General features: G+C 68.0%; 13 protein-coding genes. 1 reads left to right on the top strand and 12 read right to left on the bottom strand.

All coding sequences use genetic code 11. From position 1 onward, the window contains the following. Window positions 1-35: 35 nt before the first annotated feature. The gene (locus A5732_RS14510) at window positions 36-1,010 is read right to left on the bottom strand and encodes a sigma-70 family RNA polymerase sigma factor (protein WP_076102578.1); all 975 of its coding nucleotides are present in this window, start codon (window positions 1,008-1,010) and stop codon (window positions 36-38) included. A 64-nt stretch (window positions 1,011-1,074) separates the two neighbouring features. Here A5732_RS14510 and A5732_RS14515 point away from each other — a divergent pair, with 64 nt between their 5' ends. Further along, window positions 1,075-1,671 carry a dihydrofolate reductase family protein gene (locus A5732_RS14515; protein WP_076055668.1) on the top strand — a complete coding sequence of 199 codons (597 nt, stop codon included), beginning with the start codon at window positions 1,075-1,077 and terminating at the stop codon, window positions 1,669-1,671. 38 nt (window positions 1,672-1,709) lie between these two features. Here the strand turns inward: A5732_RS14515 and A5732_RS14520 are convergent, their stop codons facing one another. The 11 genes from A5732_RS14520 to A5732_RS14570 form a co-directional block, all read right to left on the bottom strand. Next, window positions 1,710-2,528 (bottom strand): SAM-dependent methyltransferase, encoded by an 819-nt coding sequence (locus A5732_RS14520; RefSeq protein ID WP_076102679.1) that lies wholly within the window; start codon window positions 2,526-2,528, stop codon window positions 1,710-1,712. 54 nt (window positions 2,529-2,582) lie between these two features. Beyond that, on the bottom strand, window positions 2,583-3,419 hold the full coding sequence (locus tag A5732_RS14525; protein ID WP_076102579.1) for a helix-turn-helix domain-containing protein: 837 nt from the start codon (window positions 3,417-3,419) through the stop codon (window positions 2,583-2,585). 12 nt (window positions 3,420-3,431) lie between these two features. Then, window positions 3,432-5,207, bottom strand: coding sequence for an acyl-CoA dehydrogenase family protein (locus tag A5732_RS14530; RefSeq protein ID WP_076102580.1), 1,776 nt, complete (start codon window positions 5,205-5,207; stop codon window positions 3,432-3,434). Between the two features lie 29 nt (window positions 5,208-5,236). Beyond that, on the bottom strand, window positions 5,237-5,935 hold the full coding sequence (locus A5732_RS14535; protein WP_253189069.1) for a Crp/Fnr family transcriptional regulator: 699 nt from the start codon (window positions 5,933-5,935) through the stop codon (window positions 5,237-5,239). A gap of 20 nt (window positions 5,936-5,955) precedes the next feature. Then, complete coding sequence (locus A5732_RS14540) at window positions 5,956-6,402, bottom strand: FHA domain-containing protein (protein WP_065073864.1); 447 nt, start codon at window positions 6,400-6,402, stop codon at window positions 5,956-5,958. A gap of 132 nt (window positions 6,403-6,534) precedes the next feature. After that, window positions 6,535-7,050: a hypothetical protein gene (locus A5732_RS14545; RefSeq protein WP_076102581.1), complete on the bottom strand. Its 516-nt coding sequence runs from the start codon at window positions 7,048-7,050 to the stop codon at window positions 6,535-6,537. Between the two features lie 175 nt (window positions 7,051-7,225). After that, on the bottom strand, window positions 7,226-10,453 hold the full coding sequence (locus tag A5732_RS14550; protein ID WP_076102582.1) for an arabinosyltransferase domain-containing protein: 3,228 nt from the start codon (window positions 10,451-10,453) through the stop codon (window positions 7,226-7,228). Further along, window positions 10,450-13,776, bottom strand: coding sequence for an arabinosyltransferase domain-containing protein (locus A5732_RS14555; RefSeq protein WP_076102583.1), 3,327 nt, complete (start codon window positions 13,774-13,776; stop codon window positions 10,450-10,452). The genes A5732_RS14550 and A5732_RS14555 overlap by 4 nt, the downstream gene beginning before the upstream one ends. A gap of 144 nt (window positions 13,777-13,920) precedes the next feature. Beyond that, window positions 13,921-14,544: a maleylpyruvate isomerase family mycothiol-dependent enzyme gene (locus tag A5732_RS14560; protein WP_076102584.1), complete on the bottom strand. Its 624-nt coding sequence runs from the start codon at window positions 14,542-14,544 to the stop codon at window positions 13,921-13,923. Next, window positions 14,541-15,026, bottom strand: coding sequence for an SRPBCC family protein (locus A5732_RS14565; RefSeq protein WP_076102585.1), 486 nt, complete (start codon window positions 15,024-15,026; stop codon window positions 14,541-14,543). The genes A5732_RS14560 and A5732_RS14565 overlap by 4 nt, the downstream gene beginning before the upstream one ends. Next, a complete protein-coding gene (locus A5732_RS14570) occupies window positions 15,023-15,346 on the bottom strand; it encodes an ArsR/SmtB family transcription factor (protein ID WP_064950918.1) in 324 nt (107 codons plus the stop codon). Before A5732_RS14570 ends, A5732_RS14565 begins: the two co-directional genes overlap by 4 nt. Window positions 15,347-15,429 lie beyond the last annotated feature (83 nt).

The raw sequence follows: 15,429 nt of genomic DNA on the forward strand, positions 1-15,429 counted from the left end.
TTTCCCGAAGCATCTTCGATGCCGATACTCGACGATCACGCCACCAACGATCGCGGTAGCCCGAACCAGGGCAGCAGACTGTTGTCGAAGCGTGTCATCGCGCAGATCCGATCGCCCGCGAGGCCAAGGACATACAGGCCGACTCCGTGGCTGATTCCGGGTGGGCGGCGCAGGTACGCGCCGAACGCCGGCTGACCGTTGGCTCGCGTCGGCACCAAGTCGAATCTGCGGCCCGCGGCGAAGAGCGACGCACAGAATCGGGCGACCACGTCTCGGCCCTCGTATTCGAACGGCATCGGTGGCATCGACATGAAGACGTCGTTGGTCAACAGAGCCACCAGCGCGTCGAGGTCCGCGGACTCCCACGCGTGGACGAACTTCGCCACCACCGTCTCCTCGACCGCTGACCCGCGGTCGGGTGGCGGTTGACGGTCATGGGCCGAGGCCAGGCTGTGCCGCAGCCCGGTGCGCGCTCGCTTAAGGGCGCTCTTGACCGATTCCACCGTCGAGTTGAGCATGTCGGCCACCTCGGTCGTGCGGAATCCGAGGACGTCGCGCAACACGAGTACCGCGACCTGACGAGGGGGCAGGACCTGAAGGGCGGCAATGAATGCCAGTGAGATGGCTTCGCTTTGCTCGTAGCGGGCTTCCGGCCCGTCGGGAAACGGTTCGAGCCAGACGATTTCACCGAGCCGGGTCGGCTCGGGGGGTTCGACATCGGGCACGTCCCAATCCTTGGCCGGGCGTCGGCTTGCCGAACGTCGGACGTTGAGACAGCGGTTTGTGGCGATCCGGTAGAGCCAGGTGCGCACCGAGGAGCGGCCCTCGAAACCCGCCAGGCCTTGCCACGCGGCCAGCAACGTGTCCTGCAGGGTGTCTTCGGCGTCCTGCAGGGATCCGAGCATCCGGTAGCAGTGCACCTGCAGCTCCCCCCGGTACGGGTCGATCAGTTCCCGGAACGCTTCGCCGTTCCCGGCGCGTGCCCTGGACAGCAGATCCTCGCCAAGCACCCTCGCGTCACCTCCGTTCGTATAGACACCGACCCGATCGCACCCGGGGCGGTGTCTCTATTACATGGGAAAAATCATTGTCAGCGCGAACGTCTCGCTAGACGGCGTCGTCCAGGACCCGACCGGTGCCGAGGGTTTCAGGGTCGGTGGCTGGTTCGGCCAGATCGACAACACGGACCATGAAGAGTGGGCCAGGGTCGGGCTCGATGAGGCGCTAGGGGCTGAGGCCCTGCTGCTGGGTCGGCGGACCTATGAATTCTTCGGCGCGCGCTGGCCATCCCGCACGGGCCAGTGGGCGGACCGATTGAACGGTATGCCCAAGTACGTGGTGTCGGCGACGCTTCATGCCCCGGAGTGGAACAACACCACAGTGCTTACGGGAAACGCAGTACGCGAAGCCACCGCGTTGCGCCGAAAGATCAAGGGACACATAGTCGTCTACGGGAGTTTCCAGCTGGTGCACACGTTGGTAGAACACGACCTGGTCGACGAGTTGCGGATGACAATGTTCCCGTTCGTGCTTGGCGTTGGCGAGCGCCTCTTCGGCGCTACCAGCGCTAAGAAGGACATGCGCCTTGCCGGGACGCGCACCGTGGGCAACGGCCTTGCGTCCCTTACCTACCGGCCCCGCGCCGGAACGCACCCTCGAGCAGTTCGTTGAAGCGCTCAGTCGATGCTGACTCGACCGGACCGTTCGTGTTACTTAATCGCCTCGACGAAATAGCCGCGGGGCGCATCGGTGACGTCCATCGGCACCACCGGCGCATACCAGCGGTTGTACCGATTCCCGGGTTCCGCGATGTCGGTGACGGTCGGCGACCAGCCGAGGCGCCGCGACAATCCGCCCGGGTCGTCGGTGCCGAACAGCCAGGGAGCACCGCTGCGGGCCATGGACTCCACCAGCGGCGCCATCGACGCCGATTCGAGCAGTGTCTTGCCGACGACGTCATACAGCAGGACCGAGCCCGGCGCCGACAGCGCGTCGACACGATCGAACAACGTGCCTACCGCGGCCTCATCCAGGTACTGCAGGAGCCCTTCGATCAGCCAGACCGTCGGCGCCGACGCATCCAGTCCGGCGGATCGAATGTCGGCCGGCCAGTCATCAGCCAGATCGACGCCCACCGCAACGCGCCGGCAACGAGGCTGTTCACCGGCGAGCAGATCGGCCTTGGCCGACAGCACCTGAGGCTGATCCAGTTCGTAGACGACGGTGCCGCCGGGCCAGGGCAGCCGGTAGGCGCGGGCGTCCATGCCTGCGGCGATGATGACGATCTGTCCGATTGTCTGCGCCGCGCGCAGCAGCGCGTCGTCCCAGAATCGGGTGCGCACGACGATCTGTGCGCTGGAGCGTTCACCCCCGGTGGCGGCGGCCGCGAACAGTGCGCGCCCGCGATCGCCCGCGAGCCGACCGGCGAACGGGTCGGAGAACAGCCGGTCTTCGCGGGCCGTTTCGTGGGCGCGTATCGCGGCGACCAACAGGCCGGTGTCCGCGACCGCTGCGTGATTTCTGTCCATCCCGCCATCATCGGCGCCGGGCATCGGCGTGGATTGGATATTTCGGTCGCCCGCTCAGCCCCGTCCCGGGCGCGCGGCGAGTTCGACGTGACCCGGCATCGATGAGCGTCGGCGCGCGTACTGCGTGGGGGTGATGCCGGTGAACGCGCGGAACTCGCGCACCAGGTGGGCCTGGTCGAAATAGCCCAGATCGGCGGCGATGGCCGCCCCCGGTGCTGGCGTGTCGAGCGCGCGCAGCACCGCCTGCAGGCGGCGCACCCGCAGATAGGCCTTCGGCGTCAGGCCGACTTCGGAACGGAACGCGGCGTTGAACCGCTTAGCCGAAAGACCGCTCAGCGCTTGGGCTTTCGCTACACGCATCGACGGATTGAGCTCCGCGCAGCGCAATACCGATCCCACCCGGGGCTGTGGCCACAGGTGATCGCGGCGCATCCGCCCGACGAGGAAGTGCTCCATCAATGCCACGCGCTGTTGTGCCGAACCCGCGGCACTGAGTCGTTCCCGAAGCAGCTCCGCACTCGACCCCCAAACGTCGTCGAGACCGATGACGGCATTCTCCAGATCGCCCAGCGGACAGCCGAGGAACGCCAATGCCCCCGCGGGCCGAAAGTGGATCGTCATGATGGTTCGGGCGGGGGCGACGCGGATGACGTAGGCGGCCGCACCGGCACCGACGGCGAACGCCGGCGGAACCGGCAGCGGTGTGCGGCCGTCGGCGGCGTAGAAACCCAGATCGGTGTGACCATCGACATCGATGATCGCGGTGACCGCTCCGCGCGGTAGAGCCCGGCTGGTGTGTAGGCCCGACGCGCTGTCGCCGGGCCAGTAGCCGAAATACTCGATGTGATCGGCGAGCGGCGGCTTCGGCTTGTATAACCGTTGACCAGTCATTGCGCGGCGCACCTAGAGCCTCAGCGCCCCGTCGACCAATTCGTCGAAGCGTTCCAGCGCCTCGTCGGACTCGGCGTCGATACCGCGCAGCGCCCAGCGATCGGCGAGATAGCGCTGCGCGTACAGCCCCGCCACAAGCGCCTTGCGCTCACTGCCGCGGGTGGCCCGCTCCCAGGCGGCCTGCTCGATGAGCAAGGCACCGGCATAGACGTCACCCATGAATTGGGCCAGCGGGAACAGCCTTGCCTCGGCGGTCTGCCGGTCGAGCTTGGTCCACGCGGTGATCGCCGCGTCGAGATCCTCGATCCGGCCGGCGACCAGCCGGGTGGTTTCGCCGTCGTCGGCGACCGACACCGCGTCGCGCAGCCGCGCCAGCAGCGTCTCGTGCGCGCGGGTCTGCTCGATCCCGCGCCGCACATCCAGACACAGAATGTTGTCCGGCCCTTCCCAGATGGTGTTCACCTGCGCGTCGCGCAGCAGCCGCGCCACCGGCCAGGTCTCGATATAGCCGTTGCCGCCGTGGATTTCGATGGCATCCGAGGCCGCGGTGATCCCCAGCCGGCACACCCGCAGCTTGGTGACCGGCACGGCGATCCGTTGCCGCATGCTGCGCGGTTGACGATGGTTGGTGGCGCCGGTGCAGTCGAACACCAGCGCCTGCGCGGCCTCGACGTCGACGATCATCTCGGCGAGTTTGCGCCGCATCAGCGGCTTTTCGATGAGCGCGCCGCCGAACGCCCGACGCTGCCTTGCATAGCACAGCGATTCGACCAGGGCGCGCCGCGCGTTACCGAGCGCGAACAAGGCGATGCCCAGGCGCGCGGCGTTGGTCAGCTCCATCATGCGGCCCAGCCCCTTGCCGTCCGACGGCCCGGCGGCGGCGTCGGTGGGCTCGCCGGACAGCAAAAAGGCTTCGGCATCAACGAATTCGACCTCACCCGAGGCCACCGAGCGGGTGCCCAGCTTGTCCTTCAGCCGCCGCACCCGCACCCCGTTGCGTGAGCCGTCGCGGCGGGTGCGCAGCACCAGGAAGTTGGCGACGCCGCGCGAAGAGTCCGGTGCGCCTTCGGGTTTCGCCAGGACGACGAACGCCTCCCCGGCGCAGTTGGACGCGAACCACTTGAAGCCGTTCAACAACCACGCGTCACCGTGCCGGGTCGCGGTGGTCTCGAGCGCCCCCAGATCGGAACCGCCGGTGCGCTCGGTCAGCAGCTGCGCCGTCTCGCCGGCCCACTCGCCGGAGGCGAATTTGGCCAGCACATGCTCGGCCACATCGGGCGGCGCGTAGGCGGCCACCAGCGACTGGACCATGCCGCCGCCGGTGCCCAGCGCGCAGCCCATGCCGATATCGGCCTGGTTGAGCAGATAATTCGACGCGAACATGGGCAGCGACGAGCTCATCTTCGCCTCGCGGGCGTCGGTTCGCAGCGCCTGCTGGGCGTCCAGGACCGCCCGCTTGGACTGCGTGAAGGAGGCCGGCATGACCACCTCGCTGATGTCGTGGCCCCACCGGTCGTAGCGCTGCAGCTGCGGGGGATTGCGATCCGTCTCCTCGGCCCACTGCGCCACCGGGCCGCCCATCAGTTCACCGATGCGCGTCAGGTGCCGTTCGGCCAGCTTCAGTTCCTCGGGCTCGAGGTAGTAGGCCATGGTGAACTGCAGCGTGGGGTCGGTGAGGTACCAATTGAGCCCCACGGCCCCGCGGTAGTTCTCCGTCGCGTAGCGCTGCGATTTCTCGTCGGTGGAAAACGGCAGCCGGTCCACAGCCTCTACGGCGTAGTCGCTCATGGGTCAGACGCTACGCGCCGAGCCGAACGTCAGGCAGTAGCGCGCAGCGGGCGCCGCCGGCGATTCGGGTCCGGGCCGGAGCCGTCGCCCGTGTCGGCGCGGCGAGCCAGCGCTTCGGGGTTGACGATCACAACGGTCTTGCCGTCCAACAGGATCCAGCCGTGCGTCGTGAAATTGCGCAGCGCCTTGTTCACCGAAACCCGGTCGGCGCCGACCAGTTGGGCTATCTCGTCTTGGTTGAGTTCGTGGGCGAGCCGCAGCGCGTCGCCCTCGGGGGCGCCGAAACGCTTGCCCAACACCAGCAGCTGGCGGGCCACCCGCGCGGTGACGTCGCTGGAAACCATCTCCACGAGTTGTCGTTCGCTGTGCCGCAGCCGCCGGGTCAGCGCACGCAGCAGCTGCTCGGCGATCGCGGGCTGTTGGGCCATCCAGGCGCGCAGCGTGGCGCGGTCCATCCACACCGCCCGCACGTCGGTGATCGCCGTGGCGGTGCAGGCGCGCGGGCCCGGGTCGAACACAGCGAGTTCGCCGAAGATGTCCGTGGGGCCGATGATCGCCCGGACGCTGCTGCGGCCGCCGGGGCCACGAAAGTTGATCTTCACCGTGCCTTCGAGGATCAGATAGACGCGATCACCGGGGTCACCCTGAACGAAAATCGTTTTGCCGGAGTCGAATTCGGAGGTATGGACCTGAACGTGGTCCGCACTGTGGCCGGGTGCAGTGGTCACGCATATCCCCCTCGTCGGTGTCAGCCCGTCTGGGCGGTCAGGAAGACCAGCCGGAAATTGCCGATCTGGAGCACGTCACCGTTGGTCAGCACCGCTGAGTCGACGGCGCCGCGGTTGAGATAGGTCCCGTTGAGGCTGCCGAGATCGACCACGCGGAATTCACCGTTCTCGCTGCGGAATTCGGCATGCCTGCGGCTGACCGTGATGTCATCGAGAAAGATGTCGCTGGCGGGGTGGCGTCCGGCGTTCATCACCGGCTCGTTCAATACGAACTTCGCCCCGACGTTGGGGCCCCGCTTCACCACGAGCATGGCCGAGCCGCGCGCCAGCGTCGCTGCCGCTTCGGCGACGGCCGACGATGTGTCGATCTCGTCGGGGCCGTCGGCGCGCAGCACCGAACCGATGTCGCCGGTGGCTTCATCCGGCGCGATTGGTTGGTGGCTTGTCTCCCCGTATGACGCCGACACCGCTCCCTTTCACCAGGTTCCCGTGGATACCTCCATCGCAGCAGTTCACGTGAGCGTCAAGATAGGGGCCGAAGTCCCTGTTTCTTCCGGATAGTTGTCTGAGGCGGTTGTCTCGGGCGGTGTACTGGGCTGCTACGAGCCCACCGGCACCACGAACTCGGACGTGTAGAACTCCGCCGGGTTCTGGGAGTTCGGGTTCGCTCGCTCGATGATCACCCATACGCCGGTGGTCCCCGGCCGAACGGTGTCGGCAACGGTGGCCGTTCCGTTCCCTGCGCCGTCGAGGTCCATGCCGGTAAATGCGGTTCCGGGGTCTCCGGGCCCGCAGGTCGAGGAGGACGGCCGGGGTTCTTCGATAAGGCCGACGTCGAAATGCATGCCCGGCTCGGTTGCGTCGACCAGATGGACCTCGGCGACGGCCCGGGATCCGCTGGTCCGGACGATGGCCGAACCGGTGCCGAGCATCGGGCTGGGCACCTTGGGGGCGATGGTGACCTTGCTGAAATCGCAACGCCGCAGATAGGTGTCGAAAACGACCGTCGTGCCGCCGCCCTCGGCGGCCGCCGTCCCGATGGCCGAACTCGCGGCCGGCGCCATCAGCAGCGCGACCGCTGCCGTGCAGGTTTCCAGGCGTGTCAGCGTCCGCATCGGCCACCCTTTTCCGTCGTGTGAAATGGATCACAGCGGAATTAGTATTGACCAGGAAATGGCGGAATTAAACCCCTGACCAGTAATTACTCTGCCGTTAATTCGGCGCGCTATTACACCGGTGAATAACGACGGCGCGAAGCCATTTGCGCCATTTGCAAACTTTCGCGGCGCGCTAGGGCTTGATGCGGATCGGTCCGGGCGTCCACCATCCGGTGCGCGTGGCGGTGCCCAGGTCGAGTTGCGCCGGGTGCGCGTCGGCGATGGTGTCGAACTTGCGCAGCGATCCCCAGTCACGGCCCCAGTCATGGGACAGGTAGGTCGACATCACGTGGGCCCGCAGCAACAGGTCGGTTATGCCCAGCAGGCCGCCGTTGACGCCGTCCTGCCAGGTGTCGGTGTCCTGCTTCTTGGCGTTGTAGTCCGGGGTGATGCGGAACTCCGGGATCTCGGTGACGCCGTTGGAATGCAGCATCGGGTGCTGGCACGGGAACGCCAGCCCGACCGCCCAGTCCATCAGCACCGGCCGCTTCGAACCGACGTACTCCTGCAACGAACGCAGCTCCGGCACCCGTGGCGGGGTCAGCGCGATCCAGTCGTCCGGTGTCAGGGACAGGTCCTCGGCGACCACCCGCACCGCGACCGCGTCGGCGGGCATCTGGGAGCGCGCGAAGCGCAGGTTCCGCCACACCTTCGGCTGCTCGCCGTACAGGTCGTAGGGGACCAGCCGGCCGGCCGGCTGCACGGCGCCGCCGGGACCGGGCCTGCCGAATTCCAACTCCACGGTCTGCCCGCTGGTGTGGCCGTGCAGGATGCTGTTGCCGGCGATGGTGCCCGCGGCGGTCACCACCACCAGCGGGTGTCCGTCATCGAGTTTCGGCAGTTGGTACCACGCCGAGGTGAGTCTGCTCTGCTGCTGCGCGCCGGTGGTGTAGCTGCCGGCCAGCGGCACCCGGCTGGGGTCGAGGCCATACGGCAGCGGCCTCGTCGAACCGTTGACGCCCGGGGCCTTCAGCTTGGTCGGCGCATCCCAGTCGTAGTCGGTGCCGGGCTGCGGCACCTCCGTCTCCTTGATCGACTCGGCCAGCGTGCGGTCCGGTACGCCGTTGGGCGTGAATCCCGTTGGGTTGACGCCACCCAACGGCCCGAGTGGGCCGTAATTGTCCGGCAGCGGCACCATGAAGCCGGCATTGCTGTCCGGCTCCACGAGCACGTCGTCGGCCAGACCGCAGCCGCCGCTGAACTCGCGCAGGTTGTCCCAGGCATTGGAGTAGGTGGGGTACTGGCGCACGATGCCGGCCACCATCGACGCGATGAACACCAGCGCCATGAAACCGGCCGCGACGGGGACGGGCGCGGCGGTCAGCGCCCGCGCCAGCCGTCCTTCGCCGCGGTCCTTCGGCGCGAAGTGCAGGTACGCCGCGTACAGCGCGACAACCACGAAGAGCGCGAAAAAGACTGTGCTGATACTGATTCCGTGGAACCTCGGCATCACGTTGTTGAACGGAACGCCGAAGCTCGACACGTACCACCAGCCGTTGGTCGTGGCGAAACACAGCGCCAGCACGAACAACAGCGCCGCCAGGAACGCCATGCGGTTACGCGACCAGCGCAAGATCTCGTGCGACACCAGCACCGTCGTCAACGCGGCCATCGCCGCTCCCACCGCGGCGAACAGCCCGAAGTGGTGCACCCACTTGGTGGGGGTGAACATCAGGAAGAACATGGTGCCGAAGATGACGCCCATCAGCCGCCAGGCCGGCCCGCGTGCCACACCGGGAATTCGCTTGCGCCGCAACATGATAAAGACGGCCGTGAACAGACACAGCGCCGCGATCAGGAACCCGAAGCGGCGTGACAGCGATCCGTCGACGGTGGGCAGGATCAGGTAGTAGTAGCGCAGGTTCTCGGTGTACCAGGCCTGGCTGGGGCCGATCGAGGTGCGAATCTTGGTGGCTTCCAACACCGTTGACAACGTCTGATCGGCGAACACCACGGTCAGGATGACCGTGCCGGCGGCCAGCATCGGCGCCACCAGCGGCCAGGTGCCGACCAGGCGATGGCGTTTGACCAGAATGCGCAGGATCGGGCGGCCGCCGGCGACCAGCGCGGCCACGGCGATCAATCCGGTCGGCTGCACCCCGAGGGTGAACGCGGCGGTGATGACCGCCAGCGCCGCGGGCGTCAGCCGGCTGTAGCGCATCGAGCGCTCGATCAGTACGTAGGTGATCAGCGACCCGACGGCGATGATCGGCTCGGGGCGCAGGCCGTTGTCGAACGGCATCCAGGCCGTCAACAGCACCATGCCCGCCGCCCAATTCGCCGCCTTGCTGGCGGCCACCGCGGGCCCCAGCCGGGGCAGCACCTCACGCGAGAGCAGCAGCCAGCACACGATCCCGGCGATCAAGTCCGGCAGGCGCATCCACAGGCTGGCGTCGGTGACATGGGTCATCAGCGCCAGCAGGTTGTAGTACCAACCGAAGGGGTCCTCGGGGCTACCGAACCAGCGGAAGTAGTTCGACATGTAGCCGGCGCGGTCGGCGACGCGGGCCATGCCCAGGATGTAGCCGTCGTCCGACGAGTTCGCCCCGATCACATGCCACAGCACGAAGCCGGAGATCACCGTGACGTCGGCGAGGGTGAACGTGCGCCAGTTCGCCGGAATGAGCCGGCGCATCCGGTGACCGTCCAGCTGGTCGAGCCGCCACAAGGCGATCAGCGCAACGATGGTGGACACGATCGCGAGCACCATCGCGACCAGTTTCAAAGTCGTTGGGGTGGTGGAGAACCGGGTGTCGATGGTCGCCGACAGTTTCAGATCCGCCGGGGCCGGACCGCTCAGGTCGGTGAACACCCCGACGATCTGTGGCCGCAGGTTCGGGTCGGGGAAGCCGCCGCCGAGCGGTTTGCCCGCCGGATCATTCAGCCCAACGAAGGAGGCGAAGGCGCCCGCCTTGGTCGAGGTGATCTCGATGCGCTGACATTGTGGCGAGTCCACCTGATCGCGTGCCGCGCTGGCGATTACCACATTGCGGTCGGTGACATCGACGCGCTTGCCGTTGACGACCACGAACAGCGCGTTGAGCGCGGCGTCCTTGCCCTTCTTGGGTGCCGTGCTGAGCACGACCCCACCCTCCGGCGGCAGAGCGCGCACCACCGAGCACGGCACGGTTACCTTCACATCGACCGGTGTCAGCGAAATCAGCGGCGCTGTAACGCTGTTCAGCTGGCCGTTCTGCGGCCAGTTCAGCTGCGCGGTGGTTTGCACGACGGGCAGCAGTGGCGTCGCGATCGACAGGATGAAACCGATCAGCCCGGCGATCGTCGCGACCCAGCGCGTCACGCGCACGTCTTGGCGGGAGGCCGTCTTGCCCGCGCGGCCGTCGATGGTCGTGACGCTCATGGGAGTGCCCGAATCGGTCCCTGGCGGCTCCAGCCGTGCACTGTCATCACACCCTGTTCAATTACGGCGTCCGGCGCCTGATCGGCCGGCACCAACCGGAAGTACTGCTCCACGGATCCCCAGTCGCGATGCCAGTCGCCACGCAGGTACGTCGCAATCGTCGAGGTACGCAGCATCGCCTGAGTGAACAGGAACGGACCCCCGTCCTCGCTGGCCTGCCAGCCGTTCGACGACGCCGCCGTTTGTTTGTGGTCGGGCAGGATGCGGTACTGCGGAAGTTCCGCAACGCCAAGGTGTTCGGAGACCGGATGCTGGCACGGGAAGTTCGCGGCGGTGGCGATGTCCATCAGCACGGGTGTGTGCGATCCCATCAACTGCTGCAGGGTCTGTAGCACCGGGACCCGCGGCGGCGTGACCGCGAACCACTGATCCGAGCTCAGGTTCGGGTCGTACGCGACGATGCGCGCCACGTTCGCCTCCGGTGGCGCCCAGGTCAGCGGAACCCGCAAGTTGCGCCACGCCGGCTCCGGCCCGATGTCGATCGGATACACCTCTGCCAGCGGCTGGGTGGTGCCGTCGGGACGGGCGACGCCCCACTGCAGTTTCAGCTGCTGCCCATAGGTGAAGGTGCCGTCCTCTTTGTACGACCAGATGGCACCGGCCGCGGTCACCACGAGGATCGGCCGGTCCGGGCTGCGCGGCGGCAGCTGGTACCACGCCGAGGTCGCGGTGGCGGCCAGCGAATTCTCGCCGTAGCTGCCCATCACCGGCGTCCGGGCCGGGTCCAGTCCGAACGGCAGCGCGGCATGCGACCCGTTCACTCCGACCGGGCCCTTCCCGCCGGCCGTACCCGCGGAGTCGCTCATGGTCGCATTGGGTTTGTTGGGTGACCCGGTGGAATTCACCACGCCCGGCTTGGTCACCACCGGGTACGACCTCAGGTCGTCGCCCACGCCGTCCGGTTTGAAGCCGACCGGGTTGCTTCCGCCCAGCGGGCCGTCCGGGCCGAAGGTCTGCCCGGGCGCCGGCTGCAGCATGCCCGCATTGGGGTCCGGTTCGGCCAGCACGTCGTCGGCCATCGCGCAGCTGGCGTGCGACAGGCCCGAACTGATCGCGGCGAGGTTGGCCTTGCCGGTGGTGTAGAGCGGGTAGCGCAGCACCGCGCCCTTGGCCAACGAGGTGACTTCCCCGACGACCATGATGGTCGCGACCACCAGCAGCGGCGTCGACGCCAGCACCCGGTTGCGCCGGTTGTCCTTGACCTCGGTGTGCCCGGCGTAGTCCATCCGGAAGTGCTGCCAGGCGGCCAGCAGGCCGGTCGCGATCGACAGCGCCAGGAACATCGACGTCACCGGGTGGCTGGCGATGACCGGCTGGATGTCGTACCACGGCACCCCGTAGTTGCCGACGTAGAACCAGCCGTTTACGCCCGAGGTCGCCACCGCCAGCACGAATAGCAGCGCCGTCACGTACAGGGTCAGGTTGCGGCGGTTGTGCAGGCCGATCCGGGACAGGGCGAACGCGGTGACCGCACCCAGCGCCCCCGCCAGCCCGGCGAACGCGCCGAACTGGACCGCCCACTTGGTGGGCGTAAACGTTAACAGCAGCAGGCCGAACGCGGTGGTGCCGATCAGCCGCCACGCCGGGCCGCTGGCCACGCCCGGAATCCGACCCCGCCGCAGCAGGGTGACCAGCATCCCGAACATGCACAGCAGCAGCACCAGCACGCCGAATCGCCGCGCCATCGATCCGTCGGGGTTGGATTCCACCGTGAGGAAGTAGTAGCGCAGCCAGTCCTGGTACCAGGCGATGGTCGGGCCGACCTTGTACTTGATGCGGGCCGATTCGCCGACGGTGGCCAGCGTCTGGCTGCGGAACACCACCACGAGGATCAGCGACGCCGAGGCCGCCAGCACCGCCAGCGGTGCCAACAATCCGTCGGTCGCCCGGCGGCGCCGGATCGTCTGGGCGACGGCGCGCGCCCCGGTCAGCAGCGCGGCCACGGCGATCAGGCCCTGGGGCGCCAGCGTCGCGCTGAGCAACGCCACGATGATGGCCACCGCCGCCGGGGCCAACCGCCGCAGCGCGATCGCGCGTTCCACCAGCATCCAGGTGACCAGCACGCCGAGGGCGATCAGCGGTTCGGGTCGCAGCCCGTTGTTGAACGGCAGCCACGCTGCCACGAACACCGCACCCGCGGTGAAGATCGCTACCCGGTTGGCGGCCAGGCCGCCGCGGCCGGGTCCCAGCCGGCGCAGCACCCAATGGCTGATGATCAACCAGCACCCGATGGCCGCCAGCGTGGCGGGCAGACGCATCCACACGCCGGCCGTGCTCACCGAGGCCATCTTGGCCAGCAGCCCGAGATACCAGTCGAAGGGTGCGTCCGTCGCGCCGAAGTAGCGGTAGTAGTTGGCGATGTAACCGGCGCCGGGGGCGACGCGCGCGATGGCCAGGTTGTAGCCGTCATCCGACGAGGTGGCCCCGATGACGTGCCACAGCAGCAGCGTTGCGATCACCCCGGCGTCGGCGATCCACGTCGCGATTCCCACCCGCCGCCAGTTGGCCAGGTGCGTGCCGGGGCGATACCGGGACAGCCAGGCGATCGGGGAGCGCCAGTTGAGGATCAAGCTGCCGCCCCGGCTGCGGCGGTCCAGCACCGCGAGCGCGATGATCGCCGCCAGCACGGCCAGGGCGCCCAGGATCATCACGATTTCCTTGATGACGGTGGGCGCGGTGATGAAGCGGGTGTCGATGTCGATGCGGGCCGACAGGCCCGGTCCCGCGGGCACCTTCATGTCGGTGAAGACGCCACCGACCTGGGGCTTCTTCTCGGGGGACAGCACCCCGGTGGCGCCGGGGATGCCGACGAAGTCGGCGCCGGTGGCGCCGGCGTTGGCCCAGACGTGCAGCACGCTGCAGCCGCCGGCGGCGACGGCCGAGCGTTGTGCGACGGCGGCCACCGTGTCCCGGAACGCGACGACGACCACGTCGGCGTTGGCGCGCACGAACAGCCCGTTCTTCCCGGCGTCCATGCCGCCGGGCGGCAGGGTCGAGACCACCAGGCCGCCGCTTGCGGGCAGGGTGGCGATGTCGGGGCAGGGAATGGAGATGTCCAGCGCCCGGGGCGCCCCCGACACCAGGGGCGCGGTGATCTGGCTGACGTGCCCGCCGGTGTCGCCCTGCGGCCAGAGGACCGTTGCGGTGGTCTGTTTGACCGGAAGCAGCGGGACGGACAGGCACAGCAGCAGGCCCACGATGCCCGCGATGGCGGCCACCGACCGGGGGATCCGCTGCGATCGCTCATTACCGTCGTGGGGCACGAGGCTCGATCGTAAGCGACGCGGCTTTGTCCGATGAGGACGCGTGGCCGGGCAGCGCCCCGGGGACGAGTGGGGATGTCGCTGTTAGCCGATGCGCACGAGGGGCCGCGCAGCGCCTCGACACAAGAAGTCGGCCACCGAACGCTATCCGCGGACGCGGTCCGCCAGCGTGGCGACCCCGGGCCCGGCCAGGTCGGCCAGGGCGGCCGGACGCCCGGTCATGGCCAGCAGGAGCGCCTCGCCAGGGCCGGTCACCTCGGGCCCGTCGCCGTGCGTCCACTCGAGATCGGTGGCGCGCAGGCGCAGGCCCCGGATCCTGCGGCCCGCGCCGAGTCGGGGATTGCCGGGCACCAGGGGAAGGATGCGCGTGAGCCGATCGGGCGGCACATCGCGCGGCCGGTCAAGCGCACGCCGAATGTCCTGGTGATGGATGGTGCCGTCGACGAGCGCGATCATCCCGCCGAAACCTGCTGTCAATCCCCGTGGTTGGAGGTGGCTGCGCAGGAATTCCAGCAGCTGTTCTGGGGTCAGAACCGCGAATTCGTCGACACCCACCTGGTTTGCCCGCACGATCCAACCTTTGGCGAACCGTTTCAGCAGCCCCAGCGCGCCCAGCTCCTCGTAGCTGATCACATGCGCGACAACGTCTTTCACGGTCCAGCGGGTACAGAGGGAGGGCGCATCCCAATCCTGCGGTGTCAAAGTGGCAAGGAATTCCGCGAGGTCGGCCCGCTCCTCGCGGGCCATGGTCATCAGGTCGGAGCTCATCGCGTACCACCTCCGCTGAACAGCTCCGCGTACCGACTCAGGTACAACGGCCAACCCGCATCGCCGTCGACGCCGTCGGCGACGGATTCCCAGCCCGGCCCGTGGCGGTCCAGATGGCGGTGTTGCAATTCGACCCGGGTGCGATCGTCGGACTCGGCCGTGAAGCGCACTTCGACCTCGCTTGTCTTGGCCGGGTCGGTTTCCACCTGCCATGTCGGACCGATGTCCCAGCTGAACATCACGCGGTGGGGCGGGTCGTAGACCAGGATTCGCGCCCATCGGCACACGCTGCCGTCGACGCCTCGGTCGTAAATATGGCCGCCCACTTGGGGTTCGAACACCGTTTCGGCGATCGGGACCGCCAACAGGTTGTGCTCACGCGGTTTGAATGCGCCGAACTGTTCGGTGAAGACGGCGAACGCGCGCTCGACGGGGGCGTTGACGACGACCTGGTGGTTGACCTCGGGGGTCCGCTGCGTCATGTTGCTCCTTCGTTCATCTCGTCGATGGTCTGCGCGTAGCCGGCGAGCGCCTGTGTCCAGAACCGGTCGAGATCGGCGCGGAGTGCATGCAGACCGGTGGGGTCGAGCTGATAGACCCGACGCGTTCCCGCGGCGCGGTCGCGCACCAGGCCGGCGGACTTGAGCACCTTGAGATGTTGGGACACCGCCGGCCTGCTGACCGGCAGATCGCGGGCCAACTCGCCTACCGCCGACGGTCCGTGGGCCAGGCGCTCCACGATGGCCCGCCGCGTCCCGTCCGCCAGCGCCAGCCAGACGTCACCCGTTTGGTAAGTGACCACGAACCGTAAGTCTAGACTTACCGACTACGGACCTCAAGGGTCGCGGGCCGACCTATTCACGCCTGTCCCACCCGGGCAAGGCG

Source organism: Mycobacterium colombiense (assembly GCF_001953985.1).
GTDB lineage: Bacteria > Actinomycetota > Actinomycetes > Mycobacteriales > Mycobacteriaceae > Mycobacterium > Mycobacterium colombiense_B.

Bases quoted from the DNA above. Each gene is read 5' to 3' on its own strand.
- A5732_RS14560 (WP_076102584.1), bottom strand. From the start codon at position 14,544: ATGAGCTCCGACCTGATGACCATGGCCCGCGAGGAGCGGGCCGACCTC.
- A5732_RS14515 (WP_076055668.1), top strand. From the start codon at position 1,075: ATGGGAAAAATCATTGTCAGCGCGAACGTCTCGCTAGACGGCGTCGTC.
- A5732_RS14550 (WP_076102582.1), bottom strand. From the start codon at position 10,453: ATGAGCGTCACGACCATCGACGGCCGCGCGGGCAAGACGGCCTCCCGC.
- A5732_RS14525 (WP_076102579.1), bottom strand. From the start codon at position 3,419: ATGACTGGTCAACGGTTATACAAGCCGAAGCCGCCGCTCGCCGATCAC.
- A5732_RS14520 (WP_076102679.1), bottom strand. From the start codon at position 2,528: ATGGACAGAAATCACGCAGCGGTCGCGGACACCGGCCTGTTGGTCGCC.
- A5732_RS14565 (WP_076102585.1), bottom strand. From the start codon at position 15,026: ATGACGCAGCGGACCCCCGAGGTCAACCACCAGGTCGTCGTCAACGCC.
- A5732_RS14530 (WP_076102580.1), bottom strand. From the start codon at position 5,207: ATGAGCGACTACGCCGTAGAGGCTGTGGACCGGCTGCCGTTTTCCACC.
- A5732_RS14545 (WP_076102581.1), bottom strand. From the start codon at position 7,050: ATGCGGACGCTGACACGCCTGGAAACCTGCACGGCAGCGGTCGCGCTG.